We start from the raw sequence: 21,153 nt of genomic DNA on the forward strand, positions 1-21,153 counted from the left end.
GGGCCGCGCGGGGGGTGTAGAGGGACAGCGTATCGAGCGCCGCGCGCGGCACCGGACGGTCGGATGCTCATGTGAGCAGGCGCGCATCATATGTTGGTCCCGGCGCGCGACCGCGCCTAGCCTGGAGCGGTGCCGCCCTCGGGGCGGATCGGGAATCGACCTCACGACGTCACGACGGAGAACCATGGTGTCCACGGAGAGCGCGGCAGCGAACGAGCTGCTCGCCGTCCGCGCGGCCGAGCTCTACTACGAGGAGAACAAGACGCAGGACGAGATCGGGGCGATCCTCCGCGTCACGCGCTGGAAGGTCGGCCGACTCCTCGCCCAGGCTCGCGAGCGCGGCATCATCCGCATCGAGATCGTGCACCCGCGAGCCCGACGGCTCGCCCTCGAGCGCGAGCTCGGAGCCCGCTACGGACTGAAGGACGCGATCGTCGTCCCGGCCCCGGTCGACGAGGTCGAGCTGCAGGCGCGCGTCGCCGAGGCCGCTGCCGACTACCTCGTGAGCGTCCGCCCCGTGCCGCGCCTGCTCGGCGTCAGCTGGGGTCGCACGCTGCACCAGGTCGCCGAAGCCCTGCCCGTGGGCTGGGCGACGGCCGTCAACGTCGTGCAGATCAACGGAGGCGTCAGCCTGTCCAAGCGCCCGGGCACGGCCGCGAGCACGGCCGTCATGATCGCTCAGAAGGCAGGAGGGCAGGCGACCCTGCTGCCGAGCCCGGCCATCCTCGAGCGCCTCGAGACGAAGAAGGCCATCGAGAGCGACCGCACCGTCGGCGGCGTCGTGCAGATGGCCCGCGGCGCGGCCGCCTACCTCTTCAGCGCGGGCGTCGCCGACACGTCCTCGGTCCACGTGGACAGCGGCTACCTCACGGCGGACGACATCGGCGAGCTGCGCGAGCGCGGCGCCGTCGGCGATGTCATCGGCCGCTACATCACCGCCGACGGCACGATCGCCGACCCCGAGCTCGATGCGCGCACATTGGGCCTCGGGCTGGAGGAGCTGCGGGAGGCGACCACGAGCATCCTCGTCATCGGCGGCGAGGCGAAGCACGCCGTCGCCCGCGCGATCGTCACCCACGGCCTCTGCTCGGTCATCGTGACCGACGAGCACACCGCCCGGGCGCTGCTCGACGACCTCGACGGCCACGATTCCGGGGCCGACCTCCGCGTCGAGCCCGCCGGCCACCACGCCACTCCATCGGAAGGGTCCTCCTCATGACCATCGACCATCCGGTCGCCCTCGCCCCGGCCGAACGCGCCGTGCGGCTCCTCGGCGGCGACCTCACCGAGAAGGCGCTCCGGCTCCACCTCGACGGCCTCGCGGGCGTCGACGCGGTGGGTCTGGAGGCTCGCGCCGCGAACCTCGCGACGCGCTCGATCAAGACGAGCTCGAAGGCCTGGGCCCTCGACACGATCATCCGCACCTGCGACCTCACGACTCTCGAAGGCGCCGACACTCCCGGCAAGGTGCGCTCGCTCGTCGCGAAGGCGGTCATGCCCGACCCGAGCGACCCCTCCTGCCCGCGCGTCGCCGCGGTGTGCGTCTACGGCGACATGGTGCCGTACGCGGTCGAGGCGCTCGGCGCCCACCACGGCGACCCCGACCAGGGGCTCGTGAGCGTCGCCGCCGTCGCCACCGCCTTCCCCTCCGGCCGCGCCAGCCTCGACATCAAGCTCGCCGACACGCGCGAGGCCGTCGCGGCGGGCGCCGACGAGATCGACATGGTCATCGACCGCGGCGCCTTCCTCTCCGGTCGCTTCGGGCTCGTGTTCGACCAGATCGTCGCCGTCAAGGAGGCATGCCGCCGCACCGACGGGTCGTACGCGCACCTCAAGGTCATCCTCGAGACGGGCGAGCTGCAGACGTACGACAACGTGCGCCGGGCATCCTGGCTCTCGATCCTCGCGGGAGCCGACTTCATCAAGACCTCCACGGGCAAGGTGAGCCCCGCGGCCACGCTGCCCGTCACGCTGCTCATGCTCGAGGTGATCCGCGACTGGAACCGCCTCACGGGCGAGCGCATCGGCATGAAGCCCGCCGGGGGCATCCGCTCGTCGAAGGATGCCGTGCGCTACCTCGTCACGGTCGCCGAGACCGTCGGCGAGCAGTGGCTCGTGCCGCACCTGTGGCGATTCGGCGCCTCGAGCCTCGTGAACGACGTGCTGCTGCAGCGCCAGAAGATGACGACCGGCCACTACAGCGGCCCCGACTACGTGACGGTGGACTAGACCATGAGCTTCCTCGAGTACGCCCCGGCTCCCGAGTCGACGGCGATCCTGAACCTCCGCGACTCGTACGGCCTGTTCATCGACGGCGAGTTCGTCGACGGCCACGGCGCGGCGTTCGCGACCATCAGCCCGTCGACCGAGAAGCGCATCGCCGAGGTCGCGTGCGCGGATGCCTCCGACGTCGACCGCGCCGTCGCCGCCGCCCGCCGCGCCTACGACCGCACCTGGTCGCGCATGTCGGGCGGCGACCGCGGCAAGTACCTCTTCCGCATCGCGCGGCTCGTCCAGGAGCGCGCCCGTGAGCTCGCCGTCGCCGAGAGCCTCGACAACGGCAAGCCGATCAAGGAGACCCGCGACGTCGACATCCCGCTCGTCGCCGCGTGGTTCTTCTACTACGCCGGCTGGGCCGACAAGCTCGAGTACGCGGGCCTCGGCTCGGCGCCGCGCGCGCTCGGCGTCGCCGCGCAAGTCATCCCGTGGAACTTCCCGCTGCTCATGCTCGCGTGGAAGATCGCCCCCGCCCTGGCGGCCGGCAACACGGTCGTGCTCAAGCCCGCCGAGACCACTCCGCTCACGGCGCTGCTGTTCGCCGAGATCTGCCAGCAGGCTGACCTGCCCGCGGGCGTCGTCAACATCATCACGGGCGCGGGGGAGACGGGCCGCGCGCTCGTCTCGCACGACGACGTCAACAAGGTCGCTTTCACCGGCTCGACGCCCGTCGGCCGCGAAATCGCCCGCGCGGTCGCCGGCACGGGCAAGAAGCTCACGCTCGAGCTCGGCGGCAAGGGCGCGAACATCGTCTTCGACGACGCCGCGATGGATCAGGCCGTCGAGGGCATCGTCTCGGGCATCTTCTTCAACCAGGGCCACGTCTGCTGCGCCGGCTCGCGCCTGCTCGTCCAGGAGAACATCCACGACGAGCTCGTCGACCGCCTCAAGACGCGCCTGTCGACGCTGCGCCTCGGCGACCCGCTGGACAAGAACACCGACATCGGGGCGATCAACTCGCGCGAGCAGCTCGACCGCATCCGCGCGCTCAGCGAGATCGGCGAGCAGGAGGGCGCCGAGCGCTGGAGCCCCGCGTGCGAGATCCCCTCGAACGGCTTCTGGTTCGCGCCGACGATCTTCACCAACGTCTCGACCTCGCACCGCATCGCGCGCGACGAGATCTTCGGCCCCGTGCTGTCGGTGCTGACCTTCCGCACGCCGGAGGAGGCCGTCGCCAAGGCCAACAACACCCCCTACGGCCTCTCGGCCGGCATCTGGACGGAGAAGGCCTCGCGCATGCTCGCCCTCGCCGACCGCCTGCGCGCGGGCGTCGTCTGGGCCAACACGTTCAACAAGTTCGACCCCGCCTCGCCCTTCGGCGGGTACAAGGAGTCGGGCTACGGCCGCGAGGGCGGCCGCCACGGTCTCGCCGCGTACCTCGAGGCGAGCGGCTGGCAGGCTCCGATCGAGTCGAGCGCAGCATCCCCTCGATCTGGCCGGAAGGCCCGGAAGGCGGTGGCAAAGTGAGCCGGCTCAGCGTGCCCAAGACCTACAAGCTCGCGATCGGCGGCGCGTTCCCGCGCAGCGAGAGCGGCCGCACCTACGTCGTGACCTCGCCCTCGGGGGAGTTCCTCGCGAACGCCTCGCTCGCCTCGCGGAAGGACGCTCGGGATGCCGTCGTCGCCGCCCGCGGAGCGCAGGCCAAGTGGGCGGGCGCCACGGCCTACAACCGCGGCCAGGTGCTGTACCGCATCGCCGAGCTGCTCGAGGGGCGTCGCGCGCAGTTCGTCGACGAGATCGTGCAGTCGGAGGGCGTCACGGCCGCCGTCGCCGGCGCGCAGGTCGACGCGACCATCGACCTCTGGGTCTGGTATGCCGGCTGGGCCGACAAGTACGCGCAGGTCGCCGGCAACGGCAACCCCGTCTCGGGCCCCTACTTCAACCTCTCTGTGCCCGACGCGACGGGCGTCGTCGCGACGATCGCGCCGCAGGACCGCACCGGGGTCTCGCTGCTCGGCCTCGCCGCCGTCGTCGCCCCGATCGTGCTCTCCGGCAACACGGTCGTCGTCGTCGCCAACGAGGCTGCTCCGCTCTCGGCGATCTCGCTCGCGGAGGTGCTCGCGACCTCGGACGTCCCCGGCGGCGTCGTGAACGTGCTCACCGGCTCGCCCGCCGAGCTCGCCCCGTGGCTCGCCTCGCACGCCGACGTCAACGCGCTCGACCTCGCCGGCGCGGGCTCCCTCGCCGACGGCGCGTGGGTCGACCTGCAGATCACCGCGGCCGAGACGCTCAAGCGCGTCCTGCCGCCCGTCGAGGGGGCGCCCGCGCCCTCCCTCGAGCGGATCACCGCCTTCGTCGAGACGAAGACGGTCTGGCACACGAAGGCGATGCTCTAGCGCTCGCCCTCGTGCCCGCGGGCCGGCTCTTGTGGTGGGAGCCGGCCCGCCTCTCGGTGCGCCCGCGCGCGTGCGTCAACAACTCAGGACTACCGCGCCGCTCTGGCGCGCGCAGGCCCGCTGCTGCGGGCAGCGCGACACTCTGCGCGGGCGCTCGTCCTGAGTTGTTGACGGGCGGCGTCAGTCGGTGCGGGCCGGGTCGTTCTCGCGCGGCACGCGCATGAGCACCTCGGCAGGCTCGAGGAACTCGCCCGTCCGCTCGACCTCGTGGACGAGCGCGACCATCGCGGCGTTGACCGGAGCGGGAATGCGCAGCCCGGCCGCGGCATCCGCCACCGCCCCGTTGAGGGCGTCGATCTCGGTGCTCCGACCGCGGCGGATGCTCTGCAGCGTCGAGGCGGGGTTCGGCACGTCCCCCATGCGCTCGGCGAGCGATCGCGGCAGAGCCTCGGCCCGCTCCGAGTCGCCCGCGAGCAGCTCCTCGACCTCGGCCGCGCCCACGGAGCCCACCTGCGCCCACCGCACCCCGAGGGCCCGGCCGACGACCGCCGTCTCGACCATGCCGCGCGCGAGGATGCGCCGGAGTCCGTCGTGGGCGACGACCCGTTGCACGCTGAGCCCGGTGATCGCCGGCAGCGCGTTGACCTGGTTGACGAGCAGCTTCGTCCACTGCGCGCCGCGCACGTCGTCGGTCACCCCGACCTCGGCGGGGAGGGCGGCGCGCAGGAGCGGCAGCGCGACCGCAACCGCCGCGTCGTCGCCCGCGAGCGTGAGCGGGGCCGGGCCCGTCACCGACACGCGGCCGGGAGCGATGAGGCTCGCGGCGAAGAGCGCGAGGCCGATCGCGACGGGCGAGCGCGGCAGGGCATCCCGCACCGCGTCGGCCCCGCCGAGGCCGTTCTGCACGACGAGCACCGGGGTGCCGTCGCAGCCGGAGACCGCGCGCAGCGCCGCAGCCGAGTCGTGCGCCTTCGTCGCGAGCACGATGAGATCGACGGGCGGCTCGACGCGCTCGACGACGGGCACGCGCGCGAGGTGCGACCCCCAGCCGCCGGACAGCTCCAGGCCGTCGCGCGCGATCGCCGCGCCGTGCTCGCCCCGGGCGGTCACGACGACGTCGTCGCCCGCGCGATCAAGGAGCGCCGCGAGCACGCCGCCGACCGCCCCCGCCCCGACGACCGCGATCCGCACCTGGGCATCCTACGACCGCGCTAGCGTGGGGCGGTGCCCACCGGACTCCTCCTCGTCGACAAGCCCGCCGGCCTCACGAGCCACGACGTCGTCGCCCGCGCCCGTCGCGCCCTCGGCACCCGCAAGGTCGGGCACGCCGGTACGCTCGACCCGCTCGCGACCGGGCTGCTGACTCTCGGCGTCGGCTCGGCGACGCGGCTGCTGACCTACCTCGTGGGCCTCGACAAGACGTACGAGACGACGATCGTGCTCGGTCGCGCGACGACGACCGACGACTCGGAGGGCGAGCTCCTGGGCGATCCGGCCCCGTCCTCCGCGCTCGACGCCGTGACCGACGAGCGGCTGGCCGCCGCCGTCGCCGCCCTCACCGGCCCGATCGAGCAGGTGCCGAGCGCGGTGAGCGCGATCAAGGTCGACGGGCGCCGCGCCTACGACCGCGTCCGCGCCGGGGAGCAGGTCGAGCTGACGCCCCGCGCCGTGACGATCGCCGCGTTCGACGTGCTCGCCGTGCGCCGCCGTCCGGGTTCGGCCGACGAACCCCCGACGATCGAGGTGGATGCGCGCATCGACTGCTCGTCAGGCACCTACATCCGGGCGCTCGCCCGCGATCTCGGCGCGGCTCTCGGCGTCGGCGGCCACCTGCGCGCCCTGCGGCGCACGCGCGTCGGACCGTTCGACATCGCCGACGCCGCGAGCCTCGAGCAGCTCGCCGAGGAGGGGCCCGCCGGTCTCGAGTCGTCGGCCGCAGTCGCCGAGCGGCTCTTCCCGGTGCTCCGCGCGACCGACGAGCAGGCCCGCGACCTCGGCCACGGCAAGAGGCTCGCGCTGCCCGAGCTCGACGACGTCGAGCCGCTCGCCGCGATCGACGCCTCGGGCCGGCTCGTGGCCCTCGTGAGCGTGCGCCGGGGCGTCGGCCGTACGCTGGTGGGGTTCCCGATCGACGCGGAGTGAGCATCCGCCCCGCCGGTCGCGACGCAGCGCACGGTCGCGACGCAGCGCATGGCCACGACGCGCCGCCCGCGACCGCCCCCTCACCCAGGAGTCAGCAGTGATCGAGTGGTTCACGACCGCGCAGGTCGCGGTCGCCGTCGTCATCGGCATCGTGTGCCTCATCGCCGGGGGAGTCGGCCGCGCGCCGAGCGACCTCACGAACGGCCTCACGGCGCTCGTCGCGCTGCTGCTGCTCGCCCAGGTCGTGGTCTCGATCGTCGCGCCGTTCGTCGGCAACGACCCGACCGGCGACCCCGTCGAGTACTGGGTCTACCTGATCTCGGCGCTGCTGCTGCCGCCGCTCGCGATCGTGTGGGGGCTCGTCGACCGCTCGCGCTGGTCGACGGTCGTGCTCGGCGTCGTGAGCCTCGCCGTCGCCGTCATGGTCTACCGCATGGGGCAGATCTGGTTCGTGCAGGTCGCCTAGAGCGGTGGGCCTCAGTACGCCGGCGACTCCGGCAGCGCGTCGATGACCGCGAGCACGGCGTCGAGGCCCTCCGCGAGGGTCGGCACGACCAGGAGGGCGCCGGTCTCGCGCAGGGCATCCACGTCATAGACGCCCGTCGCGACCGCGATGAAGGGGATGCCCGCCGCGACCGCCGCGACGTCATCGCGCGGGGTGTCGCCGATGATGACGAGGCGCTCGTCGGGCAGAGCCGCGCGCGCCGCCGTCGTGATGTCGCGGCGCTCGCGGGCGCGGTCGCCGAAGAACGAGCGGCTCCAGTCGAAGAGCTCGGGGTCGAGGCCCGCGCCGGCGAGCTTCACGCGCGAGCGGGTCGCCGAGTTGCCGGTCAGGAGCGCGTTCACCCAGCCGCGATCGGCGGCCGCGGCGAGGGCCTCGGGGATGCCTGGGGCGACCTCGCGCCGATCGCCCGCCGTCGCGCGCTCGACCGAGAGGGCGTCGAGCGCCGCGACCGCGTCGTCGTGCCGCGCCGCGTCGAGGTCGAAGGCCTCGAGGATCTCGAAGAGGATCTGCCCGTCGGTCTTGCCGTGGGCTCGCGGAAGCGGGGGGTGGAGGGCGCGACCCGCGACGACCTCGACCGCCTGGTGGTAGAGCTCGCCGCCGCCCGAGGCCGCGTTGAACAGGAGAGTGCCGTCGACGTCCCAGAGGATCGTGGTGAGCGCGGGGGCGGTGGGGGAGTCGGTCACCCGTCCAGCCTGGCAGAGGCCGCGCGGGCGCCGCGCGCGAGGTGCGTTCGCACGGCGACCAGGAGGTCGCGGGAGTCGGCGGCGATCCCGTGCAGGATCGACGAGTCGAGGCGCACCTGCCAGGGCAGGCCGATCCAGAAGAGGCCGGGGACGGGCGAGACCCCCTCCGTGTGGCGCGGGGCGCCGTGCTCGGTGAGAGCGCCGTCGACCTGGACGAAGGGGTAGTGAGTGCGGAAGCCCGTCGCCCAGAGCACCGCATCGACCTCGAGCCGGGTTCCGTCGGCGAGCACGAGCGCCGTGGGCTCGGCATCCACGACGCGGCTCGTCCGCAGCGCGAGCCGGCCGGCGCGCACCGCCCGCTTCGCCTCCGTGCCCAGGATCCCGTCGCCGCGGGAGTGGATGTAGCGGCTGATGCGGCTCTGGGCGGGCGAGTCGAGGATGCCGAGGAGCTTCAGCGGCCAGTAGACCGAGACGCCGAGGATGCGCTCGGGGATGAACCAGGGCGGCGCGGGCGCGACCATCGTGACCTCGCGGGTCGCGGCGAGCTCGACGGCGAGCTGCGCGGCGGAGTTCCCGCCGCCCACGACGGCCGTGCGGCCGAGCGGCAGGTCCTCGGGTGCGCGGTACGCGCTCGAGTGCCGCTGCGCGACCGTCGCGGCGAGCTTCGCGCCCACGCGCGGCACGCGCGGGTACTGGAACGGGCCGGTCGCGATGACGACGGAGCGCGCCCGCACCGTGCCGCGCGCGGTCTCGACCACGAACTCCTCGCCCTCGCGCCGCACGGCGGACGCACGGGCGCGCGGCACGACGGGGAGCTCGTGCTCGGCGGCGTACTGCGCGAGGTAGTCGGCGATCTCGTCCTTGCTGGGGTAGTACGCGGTCGAGGAGGGGAGCGCGCTCCCGGGCAGCGCGGCGAAGCGACGCGGCGTGAAGAGCACGAGGCTGCGCCACCGCTCCCGCCACACGTCGCCGACGCGGTCGCGCTCGTCGACGATGACGAACGGGATGCCCGCCTCGCGCAGGCGGTACCCCATGCCGAGCCCTGCCTGACCGCCGCCGACGACGACGACGTCGACCGAGTCGGGGAGCGCGGGCGGGGTCGGCGTCTCCGTCATGCGCCCATCATCGCCGCTGCGCGTGCTCCGCGGCTGAGAGCGGCGCGCCGGCTCGGTGGGAGGATGGAGCGTGCCCAGCGCCCTGCCCCTCGCCGACCCCGCTCCCGTCGACGGGGCGCTCCCGGCGAGCGTGCGCGAGGGCGCGGCCGACCGCGACTTCGGCGTCTACCTGCACGTGCCCTTCTGCCGAGTCCGCTGCGGCTACTGCGACTTCAACACCTACACCGCGAGCGAGATCCGCGGGGTGAAGCAGAGCGACTTCGCCGACCAGGCGATCGTCGAGCTCGAGCTCGCCGCGCGCGTCCTCGACGACGCGGGCCTGCCGCCGCGGCCCGCCAGCACCGTGTTCTTCGGCGGGGGAACGCCGACCCTCCTGCCGGCGGCCGATCTCGCCCGCATGCTCGCGGCAGTCGACCGCCTGTTCAGTCTCGCGCCCGGCGCCGAGGTCACGACCGAGGCGAACCCCGACTCGATCGACGCGCCCGGCTTCCGGCGGCTGGCCGACGCGGGATTCACCCGAGCGAGCATCGGGATGCAGTCCGCCGTCCCGCACGTGCTCGCGACGCTCGAGCGCACGCACGACCCCGCGAACGTCGCCCTCCGCGTCGCCGAGGCGCGTGCCGCCGGTCTCGCCGTGAGCCTCGACCTCATCTACGGGACCCCCGGCGAGACCCTCGACGACTGGCGCACGAGCCTCGACGCCGCTCTCGAGCAGCGCCCCGACCACATCAGCGCATACGCGCTCATCGTCGAGGAGGGCACGAAGCTCGCCCGTCAGATCGCCCGCGGCGAGGTGCCGCCCGTCGATGACGACCTCCACGCCGCGATGTACGAGGCGGCGGATGCCCGGCTCACCCAGGCGGGCTACTCCTGGTACGAGGTCAGCAACTGGGCGCTCTCGGCTCACGACGGCGGGGCATCCCGTCGCTCGCGCCACAACCGCGCGTACTGGACCGGCCAGGACTGGTGGGGCATCGGCCCGGGTGCGCACAGCCACATCGGCGGCGTCCGATTCTGGAACGTGAAGCACCCGGCCGCCTACGCCCAGCGCCTCGCTGCGGGCGAGTCGCCGGCGGCCGGGCGCGAGACGCTCGACGAGGAGACCCGACGCGTCGAGCGCGTGCTGCTCGAGACCCGCCTCGCGGACGGGCTGCCGACGAGCGCGCTCGCGCCGACGGGCCGCCGCGAGGTCGCCGGCCTCATCGCCGACGGCCTCGTCGACCCGGCGTCGGCGCTGCGCGGCACGGTCGTGCTGACCCTGCGCGGCCGGCTGCTCGCCGACGCGGTCGTGCGCCGGCTGCTCGACTAGCGGCCCGGCACCGCCGATGCGCGGGCGCCGGGATCCCGCGTCAGCGGACGAACGGGATGCTGAGCGGGTAGGTGTAGAAGTCGCCTCGGCCCGCCGCGAGGGCGGCGACGATCGCGAGGACGAACCACAGGATGCCGACCGCGGCAAGGATCAGGATGCCCACGAGCACGATGGTCAGGATCCCTCCGACGATGCTCGCGAGGGTCATGGTGACGTGGAAGTTGAACGCCGTCGCGCTGTGATGGCGGATGAAGGGGCCTCGATCGCGCAGCACGAGGTAGACGATGAGCGGTCCGATGAGAGGGACGAACAGGCCGCCGATGTGCGTCAGGATCGCCCAGGTCTTCTCGTCCTCGGGGCGCAGGGGGTTCGGTGTCGCGGCGTAGGGGCTCGCGGGCGGCTGCTGGGTCATGCTCGACATTATGGTCGGTGCCCGCCGGCCCCGCGATGCCCCGCGACGTCGCGACGCCCGGACACGCGGAGGGGGCCCGGCCTCCGGCCGGACCCCCTGAGCGATCGACGCGCGACTACTTGATGAAGCGCACCGAGACCGGGTAGCGGTAGTGATTCCCATCCTTGGCCTGGACGAAGCCGAGGATCGAGAAGATCACCGCGGCGATCCAGATGAGCGGGGCGAGGAATCCCAGAAGGCCGCCGAGCCCGAAGGTGACGGCGGCGAGGATCGCCGACACGATCTGCAGCGCGATGTAGGCGATGCCGACGGTGATCTGGAAGTTCAGGGCCTCCTTGGACTCCACGCGCGTGAAGCTCCCGCGGTCCTTGAAGACGAGGTAGATGATGAGCGAGGGCAGGATCCAGAGGATGCCACCGAGGTGGGCGAGCGAAGCCCACTGGCGGTCTTCGGCCTCGGTGAGCGGCGCCGCGGAGGCCGCGGCCGGGGGAGGGGTGGAGTCGGTCATGAGCGTGCTGCCTTCCGATGCGTGCGATCGAGTGGAGTGGAACTCAGGCACAAAATAGCGCTCGGTCGCCGCGCGGGCAATCATTCCGGCCCGGTGCGGCGGGGTAGAATTGGCAGTCAGCTAAGGCGAGTGCCAGCACTCGCCATCCCGAGGGAAAGGAGAGCGCCATGATCTCGGAGCGCGCCCTCCACGTTCTGCGGGCGATCGTGCAGGACTACGTCGCCTCTCGCGAGCCCGTCGGCTCGAAGGCGATCGTCGAGCGGCACCATTTCGGCGTGAGCGCCGCGACGATCCGCAACGACATGGCGCAGCTGGAGGAGGAGGAGCTCATCGCGGCCCCGCACACCTCCTCGGGCCGCGTGCCAACGGACAAGGGCTATCGGCTCTTCGTCGACGAGCTGCAGGACCTCCGACCTCTGAGCGCCGCCCAGCGGCAGGCGATCGCAGCCTTCCTCGACCAGTCCGTCGATCTCGACGACGTCTTCGCCCGCACGGTGCGGCTGCTCGCGAGCCTGACCAACCAGGTCGCGCTCGTGCAGTACCCGACCCTCGGCCACGCTCGCGTGCGGCACGTCGAGCTCGTGCCGCTGTCGGCCACGCGCGTCATGACCGTCTTCATCACCGACGGCGGTCGCGTCGACCAGCGCATCATCGAGCTCCCGGCCGAGACCGACGAGGTCTTCCTCGGCGAGCTCCGCGCGAAGATCAACGCCGCGATCGCGGGTCGGTCGCTCAGCGACGTGACCGACCTCGCGCCGAAGCTCGACGAGCAGTTCGCGCCCGATCGCCGTGCGGCCGTCTCCGTCGTCACCGAGGCCCTCCTCGGTCACGTGGATGCGCACCGCAGCGACCGGCTCGTCATGGCGGGGGCGGCGAACCTCGTGCGCACCGAGTCCGACTTCGCCGGCAGCGTCTACCCGGTGCTCGAGGCGATCGAGGAGCAGGTGACGCTTCTGAAGCTCTTCCGCGAGATGGAGCTCGACCAGCACGGCGTCTCGGCGCGCATCGGCCGCGAGAACGACGAGGTGCTGCGCGAGACGGCCGTCGTCACGAGCGCGTACAGGGTCGGCGCAGACCTCTCGGCCAAACTCGGGGTGCTCGGCCCCACCCGCATGGACTACTCGAACAACATGGCAGCCGTCCGCGCCGTCGCGCGCTACGTGTCCCGGCTGCTCGGTGAGGAATAAGTGGCAGACCATTACGAGGTTCTCGGCATCGCCCGCGACGCGAGCGCCGACGACATCAAGAAGGCGTACCGGAGGCTCGCGCGCGAGCTGCACCCCGACGTCAACCCGAGCGGCGAGGCGGCCGAGCGCTTCAAGCTCGTGACCCACGCCTACGACGTGCTGAGCGACCCGAACCAGCGTCAGCAGTACGACCTCGGCGGCGCGGGCGGCTTCGGCGGCGGCGGCGGCGGCGGGGGCTTCAACGGCTTCGGCGACATCTTCGAGACCTTCTTCGGCGGCGGTCAGCAGCAGCGCGGCCCGCGCAGCCGCCGCGAGCGCGGACAGGACGCCCTCCTGCGTGTCGAGGTCGAGCTGGAGGAGATCGTCTTCGGCACCACCCGCCAGCTCGAGGTCGACACGGCCGTGCTGTGCGAGACGTGCGAGGGCTCCTGCTGCTCGCCCGGGACGAGCCCGCAGACCTGCGACATCTGCCGCGGCTCCGGGCAGATCCAGCGCACCGTGCGCAGCCTGCTCGGCAACGTCATGACCTCCAGCCCCTGCGGCTCGTGCCGCGGCTTCGGCACGGTGATCCCGAGCCCCTGCCCGACGTGCGCGGGCCAGGGCCGCGTGCGCGCGCGCCGCACCATCCCCGTCGACATCCCCGCGGGCGTCGACACGGGTCTGCGCATCCAGCTCCCCGGCCAGGGCGAGGTCGGCCCCGCCGGCGGCCCCAACGGCGACCTCTACCTCGAGATCAAGGTCAAGACGCACGAGACGTTCAGCCGCTCCGGCGACGACCTGCTCGCGACCCTCGAGCTGCAGATGACCGATGCCATTCTCGGCACGACCGCGACGCTGCGCTCGCTCGACGGCGACGTCCGCGTCGAGATCAAGCCCGGCACGCAGAGCGCCGAGGTCCTCACGATCAAGGAGCGCGGCATCACGCGCCTCCGGGGCGCCGGCCGCGGCGACCTCAAGATCGGCATCCAGGTCGTCACCCCGGTGCGCCTGAACAGCAAGGAGACCAAGCTCATCCAGGAGTTCGCGGGCTCCCGCCGCCCCGTGCCGCCCGAGTTCTCGACCTTCCAGCAGGGCATCTTCTCCAAGCTCCGCGACCGGTTCCTGAACCTCTAGGCCCGCGCGTGGCGCACTTCTACCTCGACGACTCGCTCGCGGCGCAGCTCGCGGGGGCGGATGCCCCGCTCGGCGCGATCGTGCGCCTGACGGGCCCCGACGCCCGCCACGCGGTCACCGTCTCGCGCGTGCGTCCTGGCGAGCATCTTCGCCTCGGCGACGGAGCCGGGCTCATCGTCGAGGGCGAGGTGGTCGAGTCGAGCGCGCAGGAGGTCGTCCTGCGCGTCGAGCACGTCGAGCGCGCGCCCGAGCCCAGCCCGCGCATCGTGCTCGTGCAGGCCCTCGCCAAGGGCGACCGCGACGAGCTCGCCATCCAGGCCGCGACCGAGCTCGGCGTCGACGCGATCGTGCCGTGGCAGGCCGCGCGCAGCGTCTCGCGGTGGGATGCGGCGAAGGCGGAGAAGGGCCGCGCGCGCTGGGCGACGATCGTGCGCGAGGCGAGCAAGCAGGCGATCCGGCCACGGGTGCCGGAGGTCGCGCCGCTCGCGACGACGGCCGCGATCGCGCGCCTCGCAGCCTCGGCGACGGTGCTCGTCCTGGATCCGCTCGCCGAGCATCCGCTCACCGCCCTCGATGCGGGCGCGCTCGGCGACCGCGACGTCGTGCTCGTCGTCGGACCGGAGGGCGGCGTCGCGCCGGAGGAGCTCGCGGCGCTCGTCGCCGCCGGAGCCCGCGGGATGCGGCTGGGGCGGACCGTGCTGCGCACCTCCACCGCCGGGCCCGCGGCGATCGCCGTGCTCTCGGCCGCTCTCGGCCGCTGGTGAGCCGCGCGCGCGTCGAGGCACGCCCAGAGCGAACCCCGGCGCGAACCGGCGCGCAACCCCGTTCCGGGTGCCGAGCGGCGCTCTAGAATGGAGCCCATGACCTCGACCGACCAGGCCGCCGAGCCCACGATCTTCGAGCGCATCATCGCGCGCGAGATCCCGGCCGACATCGTGCTCGAGACCGAGCGGCTCATCGCGATCCGCGACATCGCGCCGCAGGCGCCCGTGCACCTGCTCGTGATCCCGAAGACCGCGCAGCACCGCACGGTCGCCGAGCTCGCCGCCGCCGACCCCGCCCTCCTCGCGGAGATCGTCGCGACCGCGCAGTCGCTCGCCGACGAGCACGCCGACGGCGACTTCCGCCTCGTCTTCAACTCGGGCGCCGGGGCCGGGCAGACCGTCTTCCACGTGCACGCCCACGTCCTCGCGGGCTCGCTCGCCGAGGGGTCACTTGCCCACTGACGATTCCGCCCCGGCGAGCCCCGGGCACGTCGCGATCGAGGTCGACGGGGTCGCCATGGTGCGTCTGCTCGGCCCGCAGGACCGCCTCCTGCGCACTCTCGAGCAGCAGTACCGCGGCGTCGACGTCCACGTCCGCGGCAACCAGATCACCCTCGACGGAGACCCCGCCGAGGTACAAGCGGCCAGCGCGCTGGTCGGGGAGCTCATCACCATGATCGGTAACGGACACGACCTCGGCGAGGTCGAGGTGGCCAGCTCGGCCAGGATCCTCGAGCAGGGCGCCGGCAGCCCCGCCGACGTGCTCAGCCAGGCCATCCTCACGAGCCGGGGCAAGAGCATCCGCCCCAAGACTCTCGGGCAGAAGTCGTACGTCGACGCGATCGACGTCAACACGATCGTCTTCGGCATCGGCCCCGCCGGCACGGGCAAGACCTACCTCGCGATGGCGAAGGCCGTGCAGGCCCTCCAGCGCAAGGAGGTCGACCGGATCATCCTCACGCGACCCGCGGTCGAGGCGGGCGAGCGCCTGGGCTTCCTGCCCGGCACGCTCACCGACAAGATCGACCCCTACCTGCGGCCCCTCTACGACGCGCTCAACGAGATGATGGATCCGGAGCTCGTGCCCAAGCTCCTCGCGACGGGCGTCGTCGAGGTCGCGCCGCTCGCCTACATGCGCGGCCGCACGCTCAACAACTCGTTCATCGTGCTCGACGAGGCGCAGAACACCACGCCCGAGCAGATGAAGATGTTCCTCACGCGCCTGGGCTTCGGCTCGAAGATGGTCGTCACGGGCGACATCACCCAGGTCGACCTGCCGACGGGCGCGAGCGGCCTCCAGCTCGTCACGCGCGTGCTCGCCGACATCGACGACATCCACTTCGCCCGCCTCACGAGCGACGACGTCGTGCGCCACACGCTCGTCGGCCGCATCGTCGACGCGTACACGACCTACGACGCCGAGCGCATGGCGCAGAAGCACGAGCGCGAGAGCCTGCGCGACGGCGAGCGCGGTGCTGATCGCGGAGCCGAGCGCGGTGCCGAGGGCGAGAACCGGGCCGCGCGCCGATCGGGGCTGCAGCGCGATCGCAGCACGGGCATCCGTCGCAGCCCCCGACGCGGGAGCTGGTAGTCATGGCCGTCGAGATCAACAACGAGTCCGGCGTCGAGGTCGACGACGAGGCGCTGCAGCGGCTCGCGCTGCACGCCTTCGACTTCCTCAACGTGCACCGCGACGCCGAGCTCGCGATCGTGCTCGTCGACGAGGGCGCGATGGAGCAGCTGCACCTGCAGTGGATGGACGAGCCCGGCCCGACCGACGTGCTGAGCTTCCCGATGGACGAGCTCCGCCCGGGCTCCGACGAGGAGCCCACCCCGCCCGGGCTGCTCGGCGACATCGTGCTGTGCCCGCAGGTGGCGATCGGCCAGGCCGAGGCGGCCGGCCACTCGACGCTCGACGAGCTGCTGCTGCTGACCACGCACGGCCTGCTGCACCTGCTCGGCTTCGACCACGCCGAGCCGGAGGACGAGAAGGAGATGTTCGGGGTTCAGCGCGACGTCCTCGTCGGCTTCGCGCTCGCCGAGCGCAAGCGCTCCACATGATCACCGTCGTCTTCTTCGTCGTCGCGGGCATCCTCGTCGCCTTCGGCGGCCTCCTCGCGGCGATCGACGCGGCGCTCGGGGTCGTGAGTCGCACCGACCTCATCGACCTCGCCTCGCGCAAGAAGAGCCCGCGCACGCTCCTCGCGGTCTCCGCCGACGTCGGCGCGCACGTCAACGCCGTCAACTTCCTCCGCATCGTCGCCGAGACGATCGCCGCCGTGCTCATCACGCTCGCGTTCTCGGCGGTCCTCGACGAGTGGTGGCTCGTGCTCACGGTGAGCGCGCTCATCATGATCGGCGTCTCGTTCGTGCTCGTCGGCTCGAGCCCGCGCAGCGTCGGTCGCGCCCACCCGCGCGAGCTGCTGCGCCTCACCGGCGGGCTCATCCGCGGCGTGCGCCTCATGCTCGGCCCGCTCGCCGACCTGCTCGTCTTCCTCGGCAACCGCGTCACGCCCGGCCGTCCCCGCAGCGCGACCTTCTCGAGCGAGGAGCAGCTGCTCAGCATGGTCGACGAGGCCACCGACCTCGACGTGCTCGAGGTGGAGGACCGCGAGCTCATCCACTCGATCTTCGAGTTCAACGACACGATCGTGCGCGAGGTCATGGTGCCGCGCACCGACATGGTGACGCTCGACCGCGAGCTCACCGTCACCGACGCCATGAGCCTCTTCCTCGCCCGAGGCGTCTCGCGCATCCCCGTCGTCGGCGACGACTCCGACGACGTGCTCGGCGTCGTGTACCTGCGCGACGCCGCCCGCATGGCGTACGAGACGCCCGAGGCGTGCACGACGACGACCGTCGAGGAGCTCGCGAAGCCCGCCCTGTTCCTGCCGGAGTCGAAGAAGGCCGACGACGCGCTGCGCCAGCTGCAGGTCGAGTCGAACCACCTCGCGCTCGTCGTCGACGAGTACGGCGGCATCGCCGGCCTCGTGACGATGGAGGACCTCATCGAGGAGCTCGTCGGCGAGATCAGCGACGAGTACGACCGCGAGATCTCGACCTCCGAGCAGCTCGACGACGACCGCTTCCGCGTGAGCGCCCGCATGCCCGTCGACGAGCTCGGAGACCTCTTCGGGATCGAGCTCGACGACGACGACGTCGACTCCGTCGGCGGCCTCCTCACCAAGCATCTCGGCCGGCTCCCCGTCGCCGGCTCGACCGTCACGGTCGACGGCGTCGTCCTCACCGCCGAGCGCACCGAGGGCCGCCGCAAGCGCGTCGTGACCGTCCTCGTCGAGGCCGACGAGGCCCTGAAGGATGCCCGTCGCGCCTTCTCCGCGGCGTCCCCGGCGTCGCCGTCCTCCGCTCCCGATCCCGACCACAGCTGAGCGAGGCCCGACCATGAGCGACCGCCCCCGCAAGCCCCGCTCCGGCGGCGGCGATCCCGAGGAGACGCCCGAGCACCGCGCGGGCTTCGTGACCTTCGTCGGCCGCCCCAACGTCGGCAAGTCGACCCTCACGAACGCCCTCGTCGGCGAGAAGGTCGCGATCACGAGCTCGAAGCCGCAGACCACGCGGCGGGCGATCCGGGGGATCGTGCACCGGGCATCCGGCCAGCTGATCGTCGTGGACACGCCCGGCATGCACCGCCCGCGCACGCTGCTCGGCGAGCGCCTCAACGCCGTCGTGCAGGACACCCTCGGCGACGTCGACGTCATCGGCTTCTGCGTGCCCGCGAACGAGCCGATCGGGCCCGGCGACCGGTACATCAACGAGCAGCTCGAGAGCTTCCCGCGCACGCGGAAGGTCGCGATCGTCACCAAGACCGACGCGGCCGGGCCGACGAAGGTCGCCGAGCAGCTGCTCGCCGTGTCGGAGCTGCGGGAATGGGACCTCATCATCCCGCTGTCGGCTCTCACGGGCGACCAGGTCGACCTCCTCGCCGACCAGCTCATCGCGCTCATGCCGGTCTCGCCGCCGCTCTACGGCGAGGAGGCCGTGACCGACGAGAGCGAGGGCGACCGCGTCGCCGAGCTCATCCGCGAGGCCGCCCTCGAGGGCGTGAGCGACGAGCTCCCGCACTCGCTCGCCGTGACGATCGACGAGATGGTCGAGCGCACGCCCGGGGGAGTCATCGACATCTTCGCCAACGTCTGGGTCGAGCGCGACAGCCAGAAGGGCATCATCATCGGGCACAAGGGCTCGCGCCTGACCGAGGTCGGCAAGCGCGCGCGGCTCGAGATCGAGGCGCTGCTCGGCCGGCGCGTGTTCCTCAAGCTGCACGTCAAGGTCGCCAAGGAGTGGCAGCGCGACCCGAAGCAGCTCGGGCGGCTCGGGTTCTAGGCCGGCCTCGACGCCGGCCCCGGCCCCCCGGCACCGGCCCCCCGGCGCCGGGTCCGGCCTCAGCTCCAGACTCGCGCCTCCGGCCCCCGGCACCCGGTCCCCGGCACCCGGCCCCCGCGGGGTGTCGCAACGCCCCGGCGGATGAGTGCGACACGCCGTCGCGACACGATGCGTGCGGCGTGTCACCGCGCCAGCCGGGTGCGCACGACACCTGCGCCGGGGAGCCGCTTGTGCTCGTGAGGCAGAACGCACCGTGCCCGTGCCCGTGCCGTGCGCGTGCCCGCACGCGCCCGCACGCGGCGCCGACCTCGATCCCGCGCGAAACCCGCGCCGCTCACCCGAGCGCATGAACGAGATCATGCGGGGTGCGCAGAGCGAGCATCCCGCCCCCTGCTCGTTCGCGCGCCCGTGCAGCCCGGGTGTACCCTGGAGACGTGTTCGGCCAGCTCCTTCTTCGCTGCCGCGACGAGGCTTAGACCCTTAGCCTCCCTCGTCGCGGAGTTCGTCGTCGGCTGAAACCCTTCGAACCAGACAGCAGGAGCACCTCATGCAGAACCGTCAGCAGCCCTCGGGCATGCCGATCCACAAGTACGAGCCGTACCAGTCGGCTCTCCCCGTCTCGCTGCCCGATCGCACGTGGCCGAGCGCGACCATCACGCAGGCGCCGCGCTGGTGCGCCGTCGACCTGCGCGACGGCAACCAGGCCCTCATCGACCCGATGAGCCCCGAGCGCAAGCGCATCATGTTCGACCTCCTCGTGCGCATGGGCTTCAAGGAGATCGAGGTCGGGTTCCCCTCCGCCTCGCAGACCGACTTCGACTTCGTGCGCCACCTCATCGAGGACGACCTGATCCCCGACGACGTGACGATCCAGGTGCTGACGCAGTCGCGCGAGCACCTCATCGCCCGCACCTACGAATCGATCAGGGGCGCCAAGCGCGCGATCGTGCACTTCTACAACTCGACGTCGGCGCTGCAGCGCGAGGTCGTCTTCCGCACCGACGTCGAGGGCGTGAAGGAGATCGCGCTGCAGGGCGCCCGCTGGTGCCAGCAGTACGAGTCGACCGTGCCCGGCACCGAGGTCTTCTACGAGTACAGCCCCGAGAGCTACACGGGCACCGAGCTCGAGACCGCGCTGGAGGTCTGCAACGCCGTGATCGAGCAGCTGCAGCCGACGCCCGAGCGCCAGCTCATCATCAACCTGCCCGCCACGGTCGAGATGGCGACGCCGAACGTGTACGCCGACTCCATCGAGTGGATGCACCGGCGCCTCGCGCGGCGCGACTCGATCATCCTGAGCCTGCACCCGCACAACGACCGCGGCACGGCCGTCGCCGCCGCCGAGCTCGGGTACATGGCCGGAGCCGACCGCATCGAGGGCTGCCTGTTCGGCAATGGCGAGCGCACCGGCAACGTGGACCTCGTCGCCCTCGGCATCAACCTGTTCACGCAGGGCATCGATCCGCAGCTCGACTTCAGCGACCTCGACGAGATCAAGCGCACCGCCGAGTACTGCAACCAGCTGAAGGTGCACGAGCGCAGCCCCTGGGCGGGCGACCTGGTCTACACGGCCTTCAGCGGGTCGCACCAGGACGCCATCAAGAAGGGCTTCGAGGCGATGGATGCCCGTGCCGCGGAGTCGGGCGTGAGCGTCGACGACCTCGTCTGGGGTGTTCCCTACCTGCCCGTCGACCCGAAGGATCTCGGCCGCACCTACGAGGCCGTCATCCGCGTCAACTCGCAGTCGGGCAAGGGCGGCGTCGCCTACCTGCTCAAGGCCGACCACAAGCTCGACCTGCCGCGCAAGCTGCAGATCGAGTTCAGCGGCGTCGTGCAGGCGAAGACCGACGCCGAGGGCGGCGAGGTCACGTCGGAGCAGATCTGGGAGATCTTCCAGGACGAGTACCTGCCGGCCGCCTCGGCCGACGAGAAGTGGGGCCGCTTCGAGCTGCTCTCGACCCGGACGGCCTCGGACATGACGGGCGAGGTGCGCCTCGACGCGACGCTGCGCGACGGCGAGTCGATCGACGGCGTCTCGGCGACGGGCAACGGCCCGATCGCGGCGTTCCTGTCGATCATGGAGTCGGAGGGCATCACCATCCGCCTCTTCGACTACGTCGAGCACGCGCTCTCGGCCGGCGGCGATGCTCTCGCCGCTGCGTACGTCGAGCTCGAGGTGAACGGGCGCACGCTCTGGGGCGTGGGCATCGACGCCGACATCTCGACGGCATCCCTCAAGGCGGTCGTCTCGGCGGTCAACCGGGCGATCCGGCTCGAGTCGCCCGACCGCGAGCTCGTCTCGGCCTGAGCCGCGCCCTCCGTGCCGCGCGCCGGCTCCTAGCCGTCGACCTCCCCGACGCTCGTCTCCACAACTCAGGAGCTGCGCGCGCCGCAGGTCGCTGCTGACGCTCGCCTCGGCGTGTCGGGGCCGCCTCGTGACGAGATCTCTTGAGTTGTG

21 protein-coding genes are annotated in these 21,153 nt (G+C 72.3%); 16 read left to right on the forward strand and 5 right to left on the reverse strand.

Annotation, left to right across the window (positions count from 1 at the left end):
* Nucleotides 1-184: 184 nt before the first annotated feature.
* Genes ASC54_RS10200 through ASC54_RS10215 form a run of 4 tightly spaced genes read left to right on the forward strand, consistent with a single transcriptional unit; the run spans nt 185 to nt 4,613 of the window.
* Nucleotides 185-1,219 carry a sugar-binding transcriptional regulator gene (locus ASC54_RS10200; protein ID WP_082515042.1) on the forward strand — a complete coding sequence of 345 codons (1,035 nt, stop codon included), beginning with the start codon at nt 185-187 and terminating at the stop codon, nt 1,217-1,219.
* Entirely contained in the window at nt 1,216-2,229 is a 1,014-nt protein-coding gene (gene deoC / locus ASC54_RS10205; protein ID WP_055898861.1) for a deoxyribose-phosphate aldolase, read from the forward strand. The genes ASC54_RS10200 and deoC overlap by 4 nt, the downstream gene beginning before the upstream one ends.
* A 3-nt stretch (nt 2,230-2,232) precedes the next feature.
* On the forward strand, nt 2,233-3,744 hold the full coding sequence (locus ASC54_RS10210; RefSeq protein WP_055860732.1) for an aldehyde dehydrogenase family protein: 1,512 nt from the start codon (nt 2,233-2,235) through the stop codon (nt 3,742-3,744).
* On the forward strand, nt 3,741-4,613 hold the full coding sequence (locus ASC54_RS10215; RefSeq protein WP_055860734.1) for an aldehyde dehydrogenase family protein: 873 nt from the start codon (nt 3,741-3,743) through the stop codon (nt 4,611-4,613). Before ASC54_RS10210 ends, ASC54_RS10215 begins: the two co-directional genes overlap by 4 nt.
* A 180-nt stretch (nt 4,614-4,793) precedes the next feature.
* Here the strand turns inward: ASC54_RS10215 and ASC54_RS10220 are convergent, their stop codons facing one another.
* Nucleotides 4,794-5,804 (reverse strand): ketopantoate reductase family protein, encoded by a 1,011-nt coding sequence (locus ASC54_RS10220; RefSeq protein WP_055898863.1) that lies wholly within the window; start codon nt 5,802-5,804, stop codon nt 4,794-4,796.
* A 33-nt stretch (nt 5,805-5,837) separates the two neighbouring features.
* Between ASC54_RS10220 and truB the strand changes: the two genes are divergently transcribed.
* A complete protein-coding gene (truB, locus tag ASC54_RS10225) occupies nt 5,838-6,755 on the forward strand; it encodes a tRNA pseudouridine(55) synthase TruB (RefSeq protein WP_055898864.1) in 918 nt (305 codons plus the stop codon).
* Between the two features lie 97 nt (nt 6,756-6,852).
* The gene (locus tag ASC54_RS10230) at nt 6,853-7,221 is read left to right on the forward strand and encodes a hypothetical protein (RefSeq protein WP_055898866.1); all 369 of its coding nucleotides are present in this window, start codon (nt 6,853-6,855) and stop codon (nt 7,219-7,221) included.
* A gap of 11 nt (nt 7,222-7,232) precedes the next feature.
* On the opposite strand, the gene ASC54_RS10235 is transcribed toward ASC54_RS10230, so the two are convergent.
* Together ASC54_RS10235 and ASC54_RS10240 are read right to left on the reverse strand one after the other, a co-directional pair.
* On the reverse strand, nt 7,233-7,943 hold the full coding sequence (locus ASC54_RS10235) for an HAD family hydrolase (protein ID WP_055898867.1): 711 nt from the start codon (nt 7,941-7,943) through the stop codon (nt 7,233-7,235).
* Nucleotides 7,940-9,058 (reverse strand): NAD(P)/FAD-dependent oxidoreductase, encoded by a 1,119-nt coding sequence (locus ASC54_RS10240; protein WP_055898870.1) that lies wholly within the window; start codon nt 9,056-9,058, stop codon nt 7,940-7,942. The genes ASC54_RS10235 and ASC54_RS10240 overlap by 4 nt, the downstream gene beginning before the upstream one ends.
* A gap of 70 nt (nt 9,059-9,128) precedes the next feature.
* Between ASC54_RS10240 and hemW the strand changes: the two genes are divergently transcribed.
* Nucleotides 9,129-10,367: a radical SAM family heme chaperone HemW gene (hemW, locus tag ASC54_RS10245; protein ID WP_055898875.1), complete on the forward strand. Its 1,239-nt coding sequence runs from the start codon at nt 9,129-9,131 to the stop codon at nt 10,365-10,367.
* Between the two features lie 40 nt (nt 10,368-10,407).
* On the opposite strand, the gene ASC54_RS10250 is transcribed toward hemW, so the two are convergent.
* The gene (locus ASC54_RS10250; protein ID WP_235451451.1) at nt 10,408-10,779 is read right to left on the reverse strand and encodes a DUF4870 domain-containing protein; all 372 of its coding nucleotides are present in this window, start codon (nt 10,777-10,779) and stop codon (nt 10,408-10,410) included.
* 115 nt (nt 10,780-10,894) lie between these two features.
* A complete protein-coding gene (locus ASC54_RS10255; protein ID WP_055898878.1) occupies nt 10,895-11,287 on the reverse strand; it encodes a DUF4870 domain-containing protein in 393 nt (130 codons plus the stop codon).
* A 167-nt stretch (nt 11,288-11,454) separates the two neighbouring features.
* On the opposite strand from ASC54_RS10255, the gene hrcA reads away from it, so the two are divergent.
* From hrcA to leuA, 9 genes are all read left to right on the forward strand, one after another.
* Nucleotides 11,455-12,474 (forward strand): heat-inducible transcriptional repressor HrcA, encoded by a 1,020-nt coding sequence (hrcA, locus tag ASC54_RS10260; RefSeq protein WP_055898882.1) that lies wholly within the window; start codon nt 11,455-11,457, stop codon nt 12,472-12,474.
* The gene (dnaJ, locus tag ASC54_RS10265) at nt 12,475-13,587 is read left to right on the forward strand and encodes a molecular chaperone DnaJ (RefSeq protein WP_055898884.1); all 1,113 of its coding nucleotides are present in this window, start codon (nt 12,475-12,477) and stop codon (nt 13,585-13,587) included.
* A gap of 8 nt (nt 13,588-13,595) precedes the next feature.
* Nucleotides 13,596-14,351 (forward strand): 16S rRNA (uracil(1498)-N(3))-methyltransferase, encoded by a 756-nt coding sequence (locus tag ASC54_RS10270; protein WP_055898887.1) that lies wholly within the window; start codon nt 13,596-13,598, stop codon nt 14,349-14,351.
* A 96-nt stretch (nt 14,352-14,447) separates the two neighbouring features.
* Nucleotides 14,448-14,813 carry an HIT domain-containing protein gene (locus ASC54_RS10275; protein ID WP_055860772.1) on the forward strand — a complete coding sequence of 122 codons (366 nt, stop codon included), beginning with the start codon at nt 14,448-14,450 and terminating at the stop codon, nt 14,811-14,813.
* Nucleotides 14,814-14,868: 55 nt separating this feature from the next.
* Nucleotides 14,869-15,942 (forward strand): PhoH family protein, encoded by a 1,074-nt coding sequence (locus ASC54_RS10280; protein WP_082515114.1) that lies wholly within the window; start codon nt 14,869-14,871, stop codon nt 15,940-15,942.
* A gap of 2 nt (nt 15,943-15,944) precedes the next feature.
* Nucleotides 15,945-16,412: an rRNA maturation RNase YbeY gene (ybeY, locus tag ASC54_RS10285; protein ID WP_055860778.1), complete on the forward strand. Its 468-nt coding sequence runs from the start codon at nt 15,945-15,947 to the stop codon at nt 16,410-16,412.
* The gene (locus ASC54_RS10290; RefSeq protein ID WP_055898890.1) at nt 16,409-17,740 is read left to right on the forward strand and encodes a hemolysin family protein; all 1,332 of its coding nucleotides are present in this window, start codon (nt 16,409-16,411) and stop codon (nt 17,738-17,740) included. The genes ybeY and ASC54_RS10290 overlap by 4 nt, the downstream gene beginning before the upstream one ends.
* Nucleotides 17,741-17,753: 13 nt before the next feature.
* Nucleotides 17,754-18,695 (forward strand): GTPase Era, encoded by a 942-nt coding sequence (gene era / locus ASC54_RS10295; protein WP_055898893.1) that lies wholly within the window; start codon nt 17,754-17,756, stop codon nt 18,693-18,695.
* Nucleotides 18,696-19,242: 547 nt separating this feature from the next.
* Nucleotides 19,243-21,003, forward strand: a complete 1,761-nt coding sequence (leuA, locus tag ASC54_RS10300) for a 2-isopropylmalate synthase (RefSeq protein WP_055898896.1) — start codon at nt 19,243-19,245, stop codon at nt 21,001-21,003.
* The last annotated feature ends 150 nt before the right edge of the window (nt 21,004-21,153 follow it).

This window comes from Yonghaparkia sp. Root332 (assembly GCF_001425665.1).
GTDB lineage: Bacteria > Actinomycetota > Actinomycetes > Actinomycetales > Microbacteriaceae > Microcella.

What these genes read in the sequence shown, in the direction of transcription:
- ASC54_RS10200 (WP_082515042.1), top strand. Translation starts at nt 185, where the DNA reads ATGGTGTCCACGGAGAGCGCGGCAGCGAACGAGCTGCTCGCCGTCCGC.
- deoC (WP_055898861.1), top strand. Translation starts at nt 1,216, where the DNA reads ATGACCATCGACCATCCGGTCGCCCTCGCCCCGGCCGAACGCGCCGTG.
- ASC54_RS10210 (WP_055860732.1), top strand. Translation starts at nt 2,233, where the DNA reads ATGAGCTTCCTCGAGTACGCCCCGGCTCCCGAGTCGACGGCGATCCTG.
- ASC54_RS10240 (WP_055898870.1), bottom strand. Translation starts at nt 9,058, where the DNA reads ATGACGGAGACGCCGACCCCGCCCGCGCTCCCCGACTCGGTCGACGTC.
- ASC54_RS10250 (WP_235451451.1), bottom strand. Translation starts at nt 10,779, where the DNA reads ATGACCCAGCAGCCGCCCGCGAGCCCCTACGCCGCGACACCGAACCCC.
- ASC54_RS10255 (WP_055898878.1), bottom strand. Translation starts at nt 11,287, where the DNA reads ATGACCGACTCCACCCCTCCCCCGGCCGCGGCCTCCGCGGCGCCGCTC.
- hrcA (WP_055898882.1), top strand. Translation starts at nt 11,455, where the DNA reads ATGATCTCGGAGCGCGCCCTCCACGTTCTGCGGGCGATCGTGCAGGAC.
- ASC54_RS10275 (WP_055860772.1), top strand. Translation starts at nt 14,448, where the DNA reads ATGACCTCGACCGACCAGGCCGCCGAGCCCACGATCTTCGAGCGCATC.
- ASC54_RS10280 (WP_082515114.1), top strand. Translation starts at nt 14,869, where the DNA reads ATGGTGCGTCTGCTCGGCCCGCAGGACCGCCTCCTGCGCACTCTCGAG.
- ybeY (WP_055860778.1), top strand. Translation starts at nt 15,945, where the DNA reads ATGGCCGTCGAGATCAACAACGAGTCCGGCGTCGAGGTCGACGACGAG.
- ASC54_RS10290 (WP_055898890.1), top strand. Translation starts at nt 16,409, where the DNA reads ATGATCACCGTCGTCTTCTTCGTCGTCGCGGGCATCCTCGTCGCCTTC.
- era (WP_055898893.1), top strand. Translation starts at nt 17,754, where the DNA reads ATGAGCGACCGCCCCCGCAAGCCCCGCTCCGGCGGCGGCGATCCCGAG.
- leuA (WP_055898896.1), top strand. Translation starts at nt 19,243, where the DNA reads ATGCAGAACCGTCAGCAGCCCTCGGGCATGCCGATCCACAAGTACGAG.